Origin of the sequence: Streptomyces sp. 15-116A, assembly GCF_025290915.1 — a bacterium.
Lineage (GTDB): Bacteria > Actinomycetota > Actinomycetes > Streptomycetales > Streptomycetaceae > Streptomyces.
The window spans coordinates 42,304-56,386 of record NZ_JAOCQE010000005.1; the positions used below are offsets into that span (position 1 = coordinate 42,304).

12 protein-coding genes are annotated in these 14,083 nt (G+C 68.3%); 2 read left to right on the plus strand and 10 right to left on the minus strand.

The features are described from left to right. Nucleotide 1: 1 nt before the first annotated feature. The gene (locus tag N4P33_RS02010; protein WP_260824382.1) at nt 2-898 is read right to left on the minus strand and encodes a helix-turn-helix domain-containing protein; all 897 of its coding nucleotides are present in this window, start codon (nt 896-898) and stop codon (nt 2-4) included. 650 nt (nt 899-1,548) lie between these two features. On the opposite strand from N4P33_RS02010, the gene N4P33_RS02015 reads away from it, so the two are divergent. Next, complete coding sequence (locus N4P33_RS02015; protein ID WP_260824383.1) at nt 1,549-2,436, plus strand: helix-turn-helix transcriptional regulator; 888 nt, start codon at nt 1,549-1,551, stop codon at nt 2,434-2,436. A gap of 70 nt (nt 2,437-2,506) precedes the next feature. Here the strand turns inward: N4P33_RS02015 and N4P33_RS02020 are convergent, their stop codons facing one another. From N4P33_RS02020 to fabG, 4 genes are all read right to left on the minus strand, one after another. Further along, nucleotides 2,507-2,953, minus strand: a complete 447-nt coding sequence (locus N4P33_RS02020; RefSeq protein ID WP_260824384.1) for an NUDIX hydrolase — start codon at nt 2,951-2,953, stop codon at nt 2,507-2,509. Nucleotides 2,954-2,958: 5 nt separating this feature from the next. Continuing rightward, nucleotides 2,959-4,236 carry an MAB_1171c family putative transporter gene (locus tag N4P33_RS02025; protein ID WP_260824385.1) on the minus strand — a complete coding sequence of 426 codons (1,278 nt, stop codon included), beginning with the start codon at nt 4,234-4,236 and terminating at the stop codon, nt 2,959-2,961. Further along, entirely contained in the window at nt 4,223-4,741 is a 519-nt protein-coding gene (locus N4P33_RS02030; protein ID WP_260824386.1) for a hypothetical protein, read from the minus strand. The genes N4P33_RS02025 and N4P33_RS02030 overlap by 14 nt, the downstream gene beginning before the upstream one ends. Nucleotides 4,742-4,890: 149 nt before the next feature. Then, nucleotides 4,891-5,613: a 3-oxoacyl-ACP reductase FabG gene (gene fabG / locus N4P33_RS02035; RefSeq protein ID WP_260824416.1), complete on the minus strand. Its 723-nt coding sequence runs from the start codon at nt 5,611-5,613 to the stop codon at nt 4,891-4,893. Nucleotides 5,614-5,921: 308 nt separating this feature from the next. Between fabG and N4P33_RS02040 the strand changes: the two genes are divergently transcribed. Continuing rightward, entirely contained in the window at nt 5,922-6,767 is an 846-nt protein-coding gene (locus N4P33_RS02040) for a helix-turn-helix transcriptional regulator (protein ID WP_260824387.1), read from the plus strand. A 637-nt stretch (nt 6,768-7,404) separates the two neighbouring features. Here the strand turns inward: N4P33_RS02040 and N4P33_RS02045 are convergent. The 5 genes from N4P33_RS02045 to N4P33_RS02065 all read right to left on the minus strand — a co-directional run bounded on the left by N4P33_RS02045 (nt 7,405) and on the right by N4P33_RS02065 (nt 13,913). Then, nucleotides 7,405-8,145, minus strand: coding sequence for a bifunctional 2-polyprenyl-6-hydroxyphenol methylase/3-demethylubiquinol 3-O-methyltransferase UbiG (locus tag N4P33_RS02045; protein ID WP_260824388.1), 741 nt, complete (start codon nt 8,143-8,145; stop codon nt 7,405-7,407). Nucleotides 8,146-8,177: 32 nt separating this feature from the next. Then, complete coding sequence (locus tag N4P33_RS02050; RefSeq protein ID WP_260824389.1) at nt 8,178-9,080, minus strand: NUDIX domain-containing protein; 903 nt, start codon at nt 9,078-9,080, stop codon at nt 8,178-8,180. A 72-nt stretch (nt 9,081-9,152) separates the two neighbouring features. Continuing rightward, nucleotides 9,153-10,388 carry a M15 family metallopeptidase gene (locus N4P33_RS02055; RefSeq protein WP_260824390.1) on the minus strand — a complete coding sequence of 412 codons (1,236 nt, stop codon included), beginning with the start codon at nt 10,386-10,388 and terminating at the stop codon, nt 9,153-9,155. Nucleotides 10,389-10,405: 17 nt separating this feature from the next. Beyond that, nucleotides 10,406-11,878: an NUDIX domain-containing protein gene (locus N4P33_RS02060; RefSeq protein WP_260824391.1), complete on the minus strand. Its 1,473-nt coding sequence runs from the start codon at nt 11,876-11,878 to the stop codon at nt 10,406-10,408. Between the two features lie 94 nt (nt 11,879-11,972). Further along, a complete protein-coding gene (locus N4P33_RS02065; RefSeq protein ID WP_260824392.1) occupies nt 11,973-13,913 on the minus strand; it encodes an ABC transporter ATP-binding protein in 1,941 nt (646 codons plus the stop codon). Nucleotides 13,914-14,083 lie beyond the last annotated feature (170 nt).

Here is a 14,083-nt window from a genome sequence, read left to right on the forward strand (position 1 = left end):
GTCAGCCCTCCGTTCCGGTCGGCTCGTCCAGAGCGGCGAGAAGGGCGGCGGTGTGCTTCTCGGCCCGCGTCATGCCACCGGGCGCGGCGGTGTGCTGGCCGGGCACGGCGTAGAGGTTCGGGCGACTGGGGGCGTGCTCCCGGGTGACCCAGGCTCGCCAGTCGGCAGCCCAGGCTTCCGCTGGCCTCGGAGCATGTCCTGCCCGGTGTGCACGCCACTTCGCGTCGGCGGCCTGCAGGCCCTGCTCGCCGAGGCGGTCGAGGTGTCCCTGCTGGCGGGCCCAGGTGTGGGTGGCGGAGTCGACCTGCCACTCGGCAGCCGGGAGGACGGCAGCACCACCACTGCTGTACCTCCGGTTCAAATCAGGTTCACTACGGTTCTGTGTGCCGGTGGCCGGTACATCGCTGTGCCGGTGGCCGGTACGCCGCTGTGCCGGTTTCCGCCTGGGCCTGCCGGTTTCCGGTACTGCCGGTTTCCGGACCCTCGTGGGGGATTCCGGCACCTCACGCGGGCGGATGCCGTACCGGCGCAGGGCCGACAGCCGGAGCTTCGCCGGGTCAGCGGGCTCGTCCGGCACCGCCGGGTCGCCCGCTTCCTCCCGCTGCTCTCTCAGCGCCTGGGCGACCGCTTCGGCGGCGAGAGGCAGGCGGTAGACCGTGCTGCGCTGCGGGCCCACCAGGTCGTCGAGCTGTTCCAGCTCGCCGGCCAGGAGCAGGCGCTCGACGGCTTCGCGCACCGTGGAGACCGAGGCGTTCGTGCGCTTGGCCAGGCTGGACAGCGAGGCCCAGGAGATGCACTGATCGTCGGCCACCCGGTCGGCGATCGACAGCAGGACCAGACGTGCGGCCCCTCGGCTGGAGCTGTGCTCCCACACCCACTCGCGGGCTTCGCTGCTCATCGGCCGCTCGTGAGAAGCGGGCGGGAGCAGCGACTCGCTGGGGCCAGGATGGTGCGGTCCGGCTCGGGGCGCTGAGGCGCCGAGGCGGAGCTAGCTGCCGCGCAGGCCGGTCCGTCGAGCCTTTTGCGCAGGGCGGAGCGCATGCAAGAATCTCCTTCTGTGTTGCCACGCTGAGACGCCCCGTGGAAGGGATCAGCGTGGTGATGGTGGCGACTTCCGCCCTTGCCGGGGCGGTCCAGCCGTGAGGCGTTCGGCGTCCGAGAGTTGCCGCTCTCGGGCGCCGTCGCTGTATGCCGGCTTACGAGGTCCGAAGTACGTGCATGCTGTGGCTCCTCGTGGTTGTCATGCCGGGCGGGCTGCCCGGGGGACGACGAACATACGCACGACCCTGCGTCAAGATCCAGACTTGGTTCTTAAACTCTGTAGAAGTCGTCCAGGTCGACGTACTTGCGGTAGCGGACCAGGTGGGACATGCGGTGACCCTCGGCGTGAGGCGCGCAGAAGCGTTTCGCCTGAGTGCGCGCCACAACGGCTCAGAGGTAAGCTGACAAGTCACCCTGATCGATGGAACGAAACTATCCTTGTTTGATCTGTCGATCAAGCGGCAGGAACATAACGCTTGCCTCATCGGACCAGGAAGGATGTGCTGCATGCCGCCCCGCCGGTTCGACGCCCAGCGCCTGCTGCTCGCACGCCGCGAGGAAGGTTTGAGGCAGAGCGATGTCGCGCGCGCCGTGGGGGTGAGCGCTGTCCGCGTTAGTGCCTGGGAAACGGGGCGGTCGAGGCCGGACCCGGAGAAGCTGCCACGGCTGGCGGAGGCGGTGAAGCGGGAGCTGGATGGGCTCTTCCCGCGGGAGGGGCGTCCCGATCTTGCGGATCTGCGCGCCGATGCCGGCTACTCCCAGGTCGCGACCCGGGAGCTGACCAACACCAGGACCCAGGGGCCGGTTGCTGCCGCGGAGAACGGGCAGCGAAGGCTGGCGCAGGAGTACGAGCAGCCGCTCGCCGATGCCTACGGGGTGAGCGTGGCGGCGCTGCGACGGGCGCAGGAGCGCTCCTTCGGGCGTGACGTGCCGGAGCCGGACGAGCCGGAACCCGCCAATCCCGGGTCGGGTGAGGGAACTACGCTGCCGGCCACCCTCGGCGGAAAGATCACGTATCTGCTGGAGCAGTCGCTGGCGCGGTTGTCTGATGCCGAGATCGCTGCCCGCGGGAACGACAGGACGGGTGCCCAGGTTCTGACGGAAGATCTGGTGCGCGGCCTGCGAACGGGCGCCGCGACGGACGCGTCCGACGAGATTCTCGGCGCGCTCGCGGAGGCTCTGGACACCACGCCGCTCATCTTCCGGTCCGGCGATGCCGGCGTTCAGCGGGTCATCGCGGAGACGCTGGTCCTCAAGAGCCAGGTTGCCGCGATCGCTGCCCGCGGCGGCGAGGAAGAGGGACTGTCGGCGGAGCTGCTGGCGTTCATCAACAAGGAGGTCGCCAAGGCCCGCTCGGAAGCTCTCGCTCACCGCGATCATCCCACCCCTGGATAAACCCGCAGACGTTCTGACAGCGTTGCTGGGCTGCCCGACCGACGTGTGTTGGCGCGGCTGCGCCAGCTGGTCACAGACGCACGGGGACGTACGTGATCCGGCCCTCAACGTGTGCGATCAATGCCTGCTGCCACACGTCGGCCAGATGCGGCGGGATCAGACCATCCTCCATACCGTGGGGCGGACAGAACCGGTACTCACTCAGCTCGCTGGCCTGCAACGTGATCGCCGCCTGGGTGTCGTGGTTGAGAACACCGCCGTCGAAGACGTAGAGCACCTGCGCGCCCTTGTCCGGGACGGTGAGCCACGCGTGAACCAGCAGACGTCCGATGGGCGGGGTGATACCGAGCTCTTCGCGGACCTCGCGGACGGCAGCGTCGTACGGATTTTCGCCCTGGTCGATGTCGACGGCGCCGCCGGGCAGGTTCCAATGGTCCTTGTACGTAGGGTTGACAATGAGGACCTCGCCGTTTTGGTTGAAGAACAGAGCGGCGGCCGATGCAGTCAGAGCACTCATGGTTATCACCTTGCGCTGTGGAGGGGGACGGGAGCCAGGGCATCCATGATCGCTCCGGTGTGGGGGGAGGCCGCGCGGTACGCGCGGGCGACCCGCAAGAGCCATGCCACTTCGGAGGCGAAGTCGTCGCCGGCGGTGTGGAAGGCGGCGGGTGCGCCGGCGGGGGCATTCACCGTGGTGAGCGCTGCCTTCAGCCAGTACGCCTCAGCAGCGGCGTCGGCATCCGTGGCGGTGTGACCCTCAGCTTCGGCGAGCCGGTGGGCACGCTGGAAAAGGTCGGCCGGAGCACGGCGGCGCAGTTCGTGGGTGGCATCGCGGATCTCGGTGACGTAGCGGCCGAGGCGGATCTGCGGGCTGGCGTCGTGGGAGACGATGTCGCGCACCGTGTTGATAAGCGAGGCGGCGCGGTGTCCGCCCAGGAGCCTGCTCGGCTGGTGCAGGGCGATGCCATCGATACCCAGGACCAGGTCGCGCCACAGGTAGTGAAGTCCGATGACGGACTTCAGGGCGCGGGCCCGGGCGCCAAGCGCGTGGGTGGCGGGGGTGATGGAGCCGAGCAGCCACAGCAGGAACCCGGCATACAGCACGGTGTCGGTGACGTGCTCCTGGGCGGCGCCGGCCGTGGCGGTGGCCGGGACGAGGGTGATCGCCGCAAGGTAGACGGTACGCAGAACGGCGTACAGGACCATCATGGTCATGCCGATGGCCATCAACATCAAGCCGGTACGCAGGCTGCGGCGGCGGGCGAGGCGGGTGGCCCGGCCCCACTGGTAGGCGCACACCGCGGCGGCCGCGGCGGTGTAGGCGTTGAACAGGCCGAGGTACACGACCAGCGTCGGCTCTCCGACGTGTCGGCCCATGAAGTACGGGTTGTCGACTCCGGTTTTCGAGCGGTCGAGGGCGAGGAAGAATACAGCGGCCAGGCACAGCACAGTCGCAAGCGAGGCGCGTGCGGCGGTGCGCTGCACCACGGAGGTGATCTTGATGTGGCGGGCAGTTGCGTCCTCGTCCTGGTAGACGTCGGTGACGTAGGTCAGCAGCCCGCAGATCCCGGCGATGGCCAAGGTGTGTTTGAGCAGGGTAGGCAAGTCGTTGACGCCCAGTGTGTCGATCACGGCGCGGCCGGTGTCGGTGCGCAGCCACCACGCGAGAGCAAATGCGGCGAAGGCACCCCACAGGCTGCGCTGGCGGTTCCGACCGCGCAGCACAGCCGGCGACCGCACGGCAGCCTGCAGCAGCAGGAGCCCGATGATCAAGGCGACGAACGCATCAGAGACGGACACGGTTCTTCCGGAAGGTGCGGGAGCGGGGGATGAAGTTCAGACGGGACAGGTCCTCGTCGAGATGCCGGAGCACGGGGTCCTCGATGTAGTCGGTGTTGTACGCCTCGTGGTGCAGCAGATCGGCCAGCATCTCGGCCCGCCTCTCGACCGGGGAGTCGTAGCGGTGGCGGGCCATGACCCGGCCGCGCTGCGTGAGGCGGTCCACGACGTCGGGAGGGCAGTCCGACAGGAGCCGGGCAAGTTGCTCGATGCCGGCTTCGCTCACGTCGTCGCACCACAGGTGGGCGAGCTCGTGGAGGATGATCCTCATCCGATGGAAGGCCGTGGTGCCTTCCACGTAGAGAATCAAGTCGACCGGAGCGGCGCCCAGTTGGAGCCACAGGCCACACACGTCGGTATGAGCCAGCAGGCGGTCGGGGATGGCGACCAGTTTGATGCGTCGGCCGCGCTCGGCCTCAATGCCCGCGATCAGACCGTCCAACGTGAACGGCTGCGGCACCGGCATCTGCTCCAGCAGGTCCTGACATTCCTGTCGCAGCGTACGCCGGCAGCCTGCCCGGCCGCCTGAACGTGTCGGCTCGCCGGTGCCCGAAGACTGGGCCCGGCCGCCGTGAAGTTTCGGCCACCCCATCGCGCCTCGCACTCGAGACAAGATCAACGCCCCATGGAGGTGCCGCCGTCGACCGGCACCACTGCGCCGGTGATGTAGGCGGCTTCCTCGCTGGCCAGGAAGGAGATGGTCGCGGCTATTTCGTTCGGGTTGCCGATACGGCCCAGCGGAACATCGCGGAGGATCTCCTGAACGCGTTCCTCGGAGAGTGCCGCAGCCATGTCGGTGTCGGTCAGGCCCGGTGTGACGATGTTGACGGTGATCTGGCGAGAGCCGAGCTCCCGCGCCAGCGAGCGGCCGAAGCCGATCAGGCCCGCCTTGGAAGCCGCGTAATTGGTCTGCCCGGCTTCGCCCTTCAGCGCGACGGCGGAGGACACGAGGACGATCCGGCCGCCGCACTTGGCCTTCAGCATGCTCCGCGTAGCCCGCTTGGCCAGCCGATAGGAGGCGGTGAGGTTCGTCTCCACCACGGTGGCGAAGTCCTCTTCCGACATCCGCAGCAGCAGCCTGTCGCGGGTGATGCCGGCGTTGGCCACCAGGACCTCGACCGGCCCCTGGTCGGCCTCGACCTCCTTGAAGGCCAGTTCAACCTGCTCGGGGTCGGTGATGTCGCACTCCACTGCCATGGCACCGTCCAGGACGAGATCGGGTGCGGGCCCACCCGTGCGGTAGGTGAAGGCGACGGTGTCACCGCGCTTGAGGAATGCGCGGACGGTGGCATGACCGATTCCACGGTTCCCACCAATAACAAAAACGGAGCGCGACATCAAGATCCTTAAACCGGTCAGCGAGCTGATTCCGCCGTACGAGTATTGCACCGGCGGTGATGTTGGTGACCTTAAGGCGGCATCACGAGGGCCTCGGGGGCACGCGGCATGTGCTTATCCTGATGGTGAGAACTGACAGTTCCCATTCCTCCGGTCAGACGCGCCTCCGGTCCCTCATTCGGACATGATGAGTATCGTCAACTTCCCGAAATGCAGCATCGATTGACTCGAAGATCAGGTTGCTCGGGTAGTGTCGTGCGAACCGGAAATGTGATCTGGACCTCAACCTAGACAGTTATTGGAACGTTATGAAGGCCGATGTGGCAGGGCAGTCGATCATCACCCATATTTTGCGGCAAGCCCGCTCGCGCCGTGACACATCGGACATTCCCGGATTCACGGCGGCATTCGGAGAAAGGTCCGCTCCCGGAATCACACAGGAAGAGACGGCGAAGCTGGCCGGCGTGAGCCGTCGCTGGTACAACGCCTTGGAATCCGGGCGGCCGGCGAACTACAGCGACACCCTCCTGCAGGCTGTCCGACGCATCCTTGACCTGACCGCAGAGGAATGGCATGTCGTCTACCGCATCACCCGAGGGCAGACCCCAACCGAAGCGCCCATCAGCCCGCTGACCGGCCTGCTTCCTGACGCGGTCCGCGAACTCGTCGAGAACACCCAGACCTGGGCGTTCTATCTCAGCGACCATCGGTGGGACATCCTGGCCTACAACGCCAAGACGCTGGATATTTTCCCGTGGATGATGTACGGCCTCAACGTTATGGAATGGGTGCTCACCTGGCCCGAAGCCCGTACACAACTCATCGACTGGCAGGACGAGTGGGCACTACCTATGATCGCCCAACTCCGTTTCCACGCCGAGCAATACCACACCGACGAACGTCTTCAAGCCGTCATCGATACCGTGCGCAGCGACGCAACTGCCCGGAAACTGTGGGACGCTCCGAACCTACCCAGCATCACCCATCCCGCGTCTCACCGGCCGCGGCGCCTCTACCTGGCGCGGCAAGGCGGAAAAGAATTCACCGTCCGCTTCCTTGCCTTCACCCCTATGGAACTCCCGTCCTGCCGCTTGATGGCCGTTACACCCGCAGAGTCAGTTGCGGCTCGCTGGGGTCGAGACACTGAGAGCTGACTAATGGGACTCCGTTAGATCTTCGGGTTCGGCCTGTTCCGGGGCATGTTGGGTGGATGGATGCACATGAAGTGAACCGTGTCCGGGCGAAGTTCGCGGTGTGCGTGGCTGATGTGTTCGCGCCGGTGTCGCGTAAGGACCAGCGGGCCAGGAAGCGTTCATCTCCCTCACCTGGCGGCAGGGCTTACGCGGCGCGTTACGTTCCCGCTTCGCCGCCCTGGGCGTCCGTCCCGCCGGCAAAGCCGGCGAGCGTCCGATCCGGGCCGCCGCCTCGGCCGAACAGGGCTGGTGGGACGGCATCCTGCCCGACTGCTGGCTACTGATCGAGTGGCCCGAAGACGCCGAGGCGCCCACCGAGTACTGGCTGTCCAGCCTGCCCGCCGACACCCCGATCGCCGACCTGGTCCGCCTGGCCAAGACCCGGCAGAGAACACCGCCGCTCGGGTGGAACGGGGCTGGCTCACTGCAGGGTCCTCCAAGAGGAGTGGGCCTGCCGCCGGGCCGGCGGTCGAGCCCGGCCATCCTATCGATCGCGCCCGATACGGCCGGACTCGTACACCAGCGGACAGAGGACCTGTACCGCTGCATCCCAGACCGTTCCCATCGCGGACCCGTCGTCAGGGAACTGCGCGATGCCCTAGCCGGTTGAGGCTGTCGAGCGGGGTCGGCTGGAGACGCGCGTCGGCCGATCGGGAAGGCGCCGGGCGCGGATGAGCTGCTGGATGACCGTGGCGTTCTCGTCAGGGTGCGGGAAAAGATCGATGGCTTCGACGCGGAAGCCGTACTCCGTGAGCAGGCCCTCCCACAGCTGCGGTGACAGGACCCACATCTGCGTCGGCAGCGGCGGGCCGTCGCGCAGCAGGATCATCTGCTCGCGCGGCGCCACTGCCGTGGATGGACCGTGGCCGTGCAGATCGGTGTGCAGAAGCGAAAGGATCAGCGGGGCGCCGGGGCGCAGGCCATTGCGCAGTGCAGGCAGTGAGCGGTGCGGGTCGATGAAGGCGAGCGTCCCGATCGCGTACGCGGCGTCGAACGATTCGGTTTCGGCCAGGTACTCGACCACGTCTGCTTGGACGAACTCTACGCCGTTCAGGTCCGTGTGGGTGCTGACGGCGCGTTCGTGTTGGGTCGGGGACAGCTCGATGCCGGTGACATGCGCTCCGTGTGCTTGGGCGAGGTGGACGGCGTGGTGGCCGGCTCCGGAGCCGATGTCCAGGACGCGGCGGCCGGTGACGTCACCGAGGACTTCCGCTCCTGGTCCGGTGCCTTCCCAGGGCGTCCAGCTGAGCCGGTCGGGGACGGGCGGGGTGAAGGCCCGAGCGAGTTGGCGCTGGCCGTAGATCTGCCAGGCCCGGGTGTTGGTGTCCTCGGCGGGCATGGTTGCCTCCTGGTGGGCGGGTGTTCAAGGGGTCAGGTGTGTGTGATCAGGTAGGCGGGGCCCTCGCCGCGTCGGGCTTGTTCGACGGCGTCGAGGCGGGCGAAGGCGCGCGGGGCCATCAGCTCCTGCCACGTCGAGAGGTCGTGGACGGCCCACATGTCGTGTTCCGCGGGGTCGAGGCGGAACCGGTCGAGTTGGTCGGCGGTCAGCTGGCCTCCGTCGAAGATGAACCCCACCTTGTTCAGCGGCTGGCGTGGTCCGGCGTGAAGGAAGTGCGTCAGCAGCAGGGGCGGCGTGTTGAGGGCGAGTTCGAGTCCGGTCTCCTCGACTGTCTCCCGTCGGGCGGTCTGCAGCGGGTCTTCGCTCAGGGCGTCTAGGTTGCCGCCGGGGAACTGCCAGAGTCTCGAGCCGTAGACCGAGCGGAGCTGGACAGGACGGTCATGCTCATCGCGGATGTACAGGCAGCCGTACACCGTGTGATGGGGGATGGTCTGCGCGTACTCCTCGGGTTTCATCGGAAGGGGGCGGCCCGGCCGGGCAGGGCGGTGGTCGAATGCGAGGGCGAGAACGCCGAGGGCTTCCTTGGCCGGCGGGTAGATGCCGCGGAGGTCGGCGAGCAGCTCATCGGACGACCCGTCCGGGTTGATACGTGAGGTGTCCTCCGAGCGGAGCAGGTCATCGAAGAAGGGATAGGGGGTGATCCGCTGCACGATGACGTCGAGTTCCCGGTCTGTGTCCCGGTCGTGGAAGACGACTGTCTCGCCGACGCTGATGCCGCGCCTATTCGGGGTGGCCACCCTCACTTCGATCGTCTTGCGCCCCGCCTCCACCTGCCGGTAGTACGGCCCGAGCAGGTGCATGTGATGCTCGGGCGTTTCGTCTCCGGCCGCCGGGCTCGGGACGGCTGGGATGGCTTGCTGGGTGTCGTCAGGCATACGTGCCTCCGTGTTCGATGCTTTCCGTCCGCTGCGGTCGTTGGGCGCGACGTGGATGAGTCCACGGGCGAGCTACGGCAGTTCGACCGGTCCGTAGCGCGCGTGCGGCTCCTGCCGCATCAGGGCGTCGTACCGGTCTGCTGCCGAGAAGTGCCAGAACTCGGTCCCGTAATTCGTGAAACCTGCGCCCTCCATGGCGGTGAGCAGCAGGGTGCGGTGGTGGCGCGCCTGGGCGCTGAGGTTCACGGCGTGTGTGTAGCAGGTGCCATCGCTCTCCTCGGGGGAGGCGTTGATGCGGGTGCCGAGGTCGAGTTCGTGGCCGTCCTGGTCGACGAGGGTCACGTCCACGGCCGCGCCCGCGGAGTGAGGCGCGATCTCCGGCGGCGACACGTACCGGCTGGCGGCCTGGTGCAGCTGCTCAGGTGTCCAGTCTGGGTGAGCTGCGGCCAGCTCCGCACGGTAATCAGTGAAGTAGCGCTGCTGGAGGGCCAGTGGCCGGTAGCCCTCGATGAACAGCAGGTCGGTGCCGGCGGGCAGGAGCGAGCGGGCGTGCTTCAACCGGGCCAGGATGCCTTCACGGACGTGGGCGAACGCCCCCAGCGGGTCTTGCTTGCGGGGGTCGACGCGGAAGTCGTGGTCGCGCACGTCGACGAGCGGCTCTCCGCACTCGCGCACGGGGATCGCCGCGACCTGCGGATCGGACATCAACACCGGAGGAATGACCGAGTCTCCCTGTGACGGATTGCGCTGAGGCGGCGAGGCGGGGGCGGCAGCGGTCAGACCGGTCTCGCGTACGACCCGGGCGACGGTGTCGCGCAGCGTGCTGTCGGCTGGGATCACGGTTTCCAGACCGCCGGGCAGCAGGTCCAGCTTGCGGTACCAGGAGGTGAGATGGGCGTCGGTGACCTGCGTCAGGTAGGCGGCATCCGCCTTCGACGCGTGCCGTACCAACGTCGCTTCCAGCGGTACGTCCAGGTAGTAGCAGCTGGAGACGCCGCGGTGATCTCGTACCAGAGAGGTGATCATGTGGCCGTAGCGGTCGGCGTACAGGATCCCTTCGAGGACGACGTGGAAGCCGGCGTCGAGGGCGGCGCGGGCGATCGTGCTCAGCAAGGCGATGTTGGCGCCGCGCGCGGTGTCGTGTTCCCTGAGCACGTTCCGGCGGATCACATCCTGGCCCACGATCGCGATACCGCGGCCGTAGTGATCTCGCAGGCCCTGGGCCACGCTGGACTTGCCGGACGCCGAGTTGCCGCGGAGCACCACGAGCCGGGTGTCTGGACGCCCGGTCGCTGTCGCAGTGGGCACGCGACTGGATGCGCTGGTCATGCGGGCCAGCCCGTCTCGCTGTACAGCTCGCCGTTCTGGATCTTCTCGATGGCCAGTCGGGTGTAGGGGACGAGGTCATCGGGAAGGGCGGCGGGGTCCCAGAACTTCCACTGGGTGCACTTGTCCGGCTCGCGCAGCACCGGCTCGCCACTCCAGGTACGGACGCGGAAGAACAGGCCCATGCGGGGCGGGTTCCTGGGCTGACCGATGTGGTGGACGACGTGGACGAGTTCCACGTCCTGGCGCTCGATGTGCAGCCCGGCTTCCTCCCTCGCCTCCCTGATCAGGCAGTCGATGGAGTTCTCCTGCTCGCAGTGGCCGGCCAGGACGTGCCAGGTGGACGGCGCGAACGCGGAGTCGGGGTGGCGCAGCCCGAGCAGCACCGTCCCATCGGGGCGTTCCAGGTAGAGGTGGACGCCGATGATGTGGGGGACCGTGCCGTGAGGCGAAGCCAGACGCTGGTCCTCGGGCTCGGGCCCGCTCTGCGCCGCCGGGAAGCTGGCGGCGTGGCGCCGTACGAGGTCGCTGGTCGTGTCCGCGATGCGCAGGCGGTGAAGGTCGTCGGGGGCGAACCAGGCGAGCATTACTCCTTCGGTCAGGTGGAGTTCGCGTGGGTCGCCGTTCCAGCGGCCAGCGTAGATGGCGATGGGTACGGTCGTGCCGTCGCCGTGGGAGGCGTACTCGGTGGCGAACGGGGACAGGTCGGCGAGATCGAGGCCGGCTTCCTCGGCCAGTTCGCGCCGCACGGTGTGTTCCAGGGTGGCGTCCCGGGGCTCTCGGCCGCCGCCGAGCAGGGACCACATGCCCGGCTCCCAGATCTGACCGGGGAAGTAGTCGCGGAGATGGAGCAGGTACTCGCCGCGGTCGTTGTAGATCAGGGCCGAGGCGTTGGCTGTCTCCGGTTCGACCTGGAGCGGCAGTTTGAGCAGCTTCTCGCGCAGTGTCGGGGAGGTCACCCGGTCCACGGGACGCCACTCGATGCCGCTGACCTCCTCTTCCTGCGGCACGACCTGCACCTCGGTCGTCTGCAGACGGAAGAGGAATCGGAGGTCGAAGTGCTGGTGTCCGGGCTCGCCCTTGCCCGGATGGGCGTCGATGTCGTGGATGTCGATGTCCAGCGGCACGATCTCGTAGCCCGGCCACGGAGTGACGGCCCGAGCCGGGATCCCGGTCTCCTCGTGCAGTTCACGCAGAGCCGCCGCTGCCAGGGAGTCGTCGGTGGGCTCGGTGTGTCCGCCGGGGGCGAGGACCTTCCCGCTGGCCAGGTGCAGCACGTGCAGGACGCGGCCGAGCTGGTCGACGAGGATCGCGCCGCAGGTGACGTGCCCGGTGAAGGTCGAGCGGCTGGCGATGTCCTCGCCAGGCCGGTCGAGGGCGTCCAGGAGGACGCTGAGCTGCTCGCGCTCGTGAGGGTGGCGAGCGAGGTAGGTATCGACGGTGGTGCGGATGTGCTGGTGCGACAACGACATGGGGACTACCTCAGAGGGACGTGGGGCGGAGGGAGTAGCGGGAACGGGCTGGTGCCTCTATCCGGCGGACCGGTGGCCCGGCGCGGCCCGGTGATCAAGGGGCGTCGCCGCTCATCCGGCGCTGCAGCTCCCACAGGGACCGGAACAGCCCCGGCTGCTGCGTAAGTTGTGCGTAGGTGCCCTCCTGGACGATCCGCCCTTCGTCCAGGACCACGATCCGGTCGGCGACGGCCACGTTGGTGAGGCGGTGCGTGATCAGCAGGATGGCGCGGTCCTTGGCCAGTTCGCGCAGGCCGGCGAAGATCCGGTGCTCGGCGCGGGCGTCGAGGGCGGCCGTGGGTTCGTCCATCACCAGCAGCGCTGCCTTCCGATGGAATGCGCGGGTGAGGACCAGGCGCTGCCACTGCCCGCCGGAGAGTTGCTGTCCTCCGAACCACTCGCTGGTCAGGAGGGTGTTCAGGCCCGAGCGGAGCCTGGGAAGCATCTCTGCGGCGCCGGACGCCTCGCACGCGGCGAGCAGGGCGGCGTCGCTGGTGTCGCCCTGCCCGAAGGTGATGTTGTCGCGCATCGTCAGCGGCAGGTAGGTGAATTTCTGCGGCACCAGCGCGACGTGCTCCCACGATCCCCACGGGTCCAGGTCCGCGGTGGAGGCGTGGTCCCAGGCCACGTCGCCCTCGGTGGGCAGCAGCAACCCGCACAGCAGGCGCGAGAGGGTCGTCTTGCCGGAGCCGTTCTCCCCGACCAGCGCCACGATCTCCCCGCGCTTCACATGCAGGGAGACGTCGCTCAGGCTGTCCTTCGGGGCGCCGTCGTAGCGGTAGGTGACGTCACGGACCTCGAAGCGCTCCGGTACTGCGGTCACGGGAGTGGTGCCGCGGGAGTCGGCCATGGCCTGCCCGTGTGCGTTGTCGAGAAACCGCTGCCAGTCCTGTACGTACCAGCCGGTGCGCACTAGGCGGGCCCCGCCGTTGATGATGCCGCGCACCGAGCCGGTGGCGGTCTGCAGGGCGAAGACGGCGCCGCCGCCGGCCGCCAGGCTCATCCGCCCGGAGGCCAGGAGCCACAACAGCGCTGCCCACACCGCGGTCGAGGCGACCCCGCCGGCCACGGCTCCGGCCAGCCCCATCCAGGCACCGGTGTTCGCGGCCTTGCGCTCGGCGTCGTTGACCGAGGCGGCCAGCCGCCGGTACCGGCCGATCAGGAAAGGGCCGGCCAGGCAGGCACGCATCTCCTCACTCGACTCCTGATAGGCCATGTGCCAGCGGAGCTTGCCCAGCATCCGGCGCCGCCCGGAGGTCTCCAGTCCGGCGAGGTAGAGCACGCGGGCGGAGCGGACGTACGCGGCGGCCTGCGGCAGGCACGCGAGGAAGAGCAGCGGAAGGAGTAGGGGGTGCAGGACGGTCAGGACGGTGGCGCCGGCCGCGAGCGTGGCGGTCGCTGCGAGCACGTCCTGGGCTTCTTCGACGAGGTCGGGGGTGACCTGGGCGCCGCGGTCGGCGATGTCGTAGGCGTCGTTGTAGCCGGGCTTGTTGTTGGCGGCCAGTTCCGCGCCGAGCGCGGCCTCGATCATCGTCAGCTCCGCCGCCCGGCCGAGCACCGGGCGCAGACGCCCGGTGAGCCAGACGACGGCGATGCCCATCAGCGCGCGCAGGCCGGCGGCGGTGGCGATCACGGTCAGTTGCGGGGCGGCGTCCCACAGCCGCTCGGTGATGTCGCCCGAGGAGACCAGCGCGGTGATCGTGCCCGTGACGGCCAGGAGGCCGAGGGCCGCGAGGACGCCGGTTCCGATCTGGCACATCAACAGGCCGATGGTGGCGCCGCGGTCCACGCGCCAGGCCATCTGCATCGAGCGCCTCACCAGCGAGGGCAGGCGCCGCGCCATGGTTCGGGAGGTCAGCAGGGAGCCGGCCTGGAGCCTGGACTCGTCGCGGTAGAGGTATTCCTCTTCTCGAACACCGGCATCCTGCTGTTCGCCGTCCGGCGCGGTCCCCCTGGGCGGTTGCGGCGGCTGGTCCTGCGTAATGGCCGAGGTCATCGTTCCCCCTAGGACGGTCGCTGCGGCTGAGTCGTGAGGTCTAACGACGCGGTTGCGATATCGAACACACGTCATTCGGTCGTGCTGGAAAGCCCGTAATTGCCTGCGTCCGTGGAACCCGCAGGCGCCACATCCCTGGTCTGGCTTGGAGCGGCTGCGGGCAGGAAATG

Coding starts and splice junctions, on each gene's coding strand:
- N4P33_RS02010 (WP_260824382.1), bottom strand. CDS start 898: ATGAGCAGCGAAGCCCGCGAGTGGGTGTGGGAGCACAGCTCCAGCCGA.
- N4P33_RS02015 (WP_260824383.1), top strand. CDS start 1,549: ATGCCGCCCCGCCGGTTCGACGCCCAGCGCCTGCTGCTCGCACGCCGC.
- N4P33_RS02020 (WP_260824384.1), bottom strand. CDS start 2,953: ATGAGTGCTCTGACTGCATCGGCCGCCGCTCTGTTCTTCAACCAAAAC.
- N4P33_RS02030 (WP_260824386.1), bottom strand. CDS start 4,741: ATGCCGGTGCCGCAGCCGTTCACGTTGGACGGTCTGATCGCGGGCATT.
- fabG (WP_260824416.1), bottom strand. CDS start 5,613: ATGTCGCGCTCCGTTTTTGTTATTGGTGGGAACCGTGGAATCGGTCAT.
- N4P33_RS02040 (WP_260824387.1), top strand. CDS start 5,922: ATGAAGGCCGATGTGGCAGGGCAGTCGATCATCACCCATATTTTGCGG.
- N4P33_RS02045 (WP_260824388.1), bottom strand. CDS start 8,145: ATGCCCGCCGAGGACACCAACACCCGGGCCTGGCAGATCTACGGCCAG.
- N4P33_RS02050 (WP_260824389.1), bottom strand. CDS start 9,080: ATGCCTGACGACACCCAGCAAGCCATCCCAGCCGTCCCGAGCCCGGCG.
- N4P33_RS02060 (WP_260824391.1), bottom strand. CDS start 11,878: ATGTCGTTGTCGCACCAGCACATCCGCACCACCGTCGATACCTACCTC.
- N4P33_RS02065 (WP_260824392.1), bottom strand. CDS start 13,913: ATGACCTCGGCCATTACGCAGGACCAGCCGCCGCAACCGCCCAGGGGG.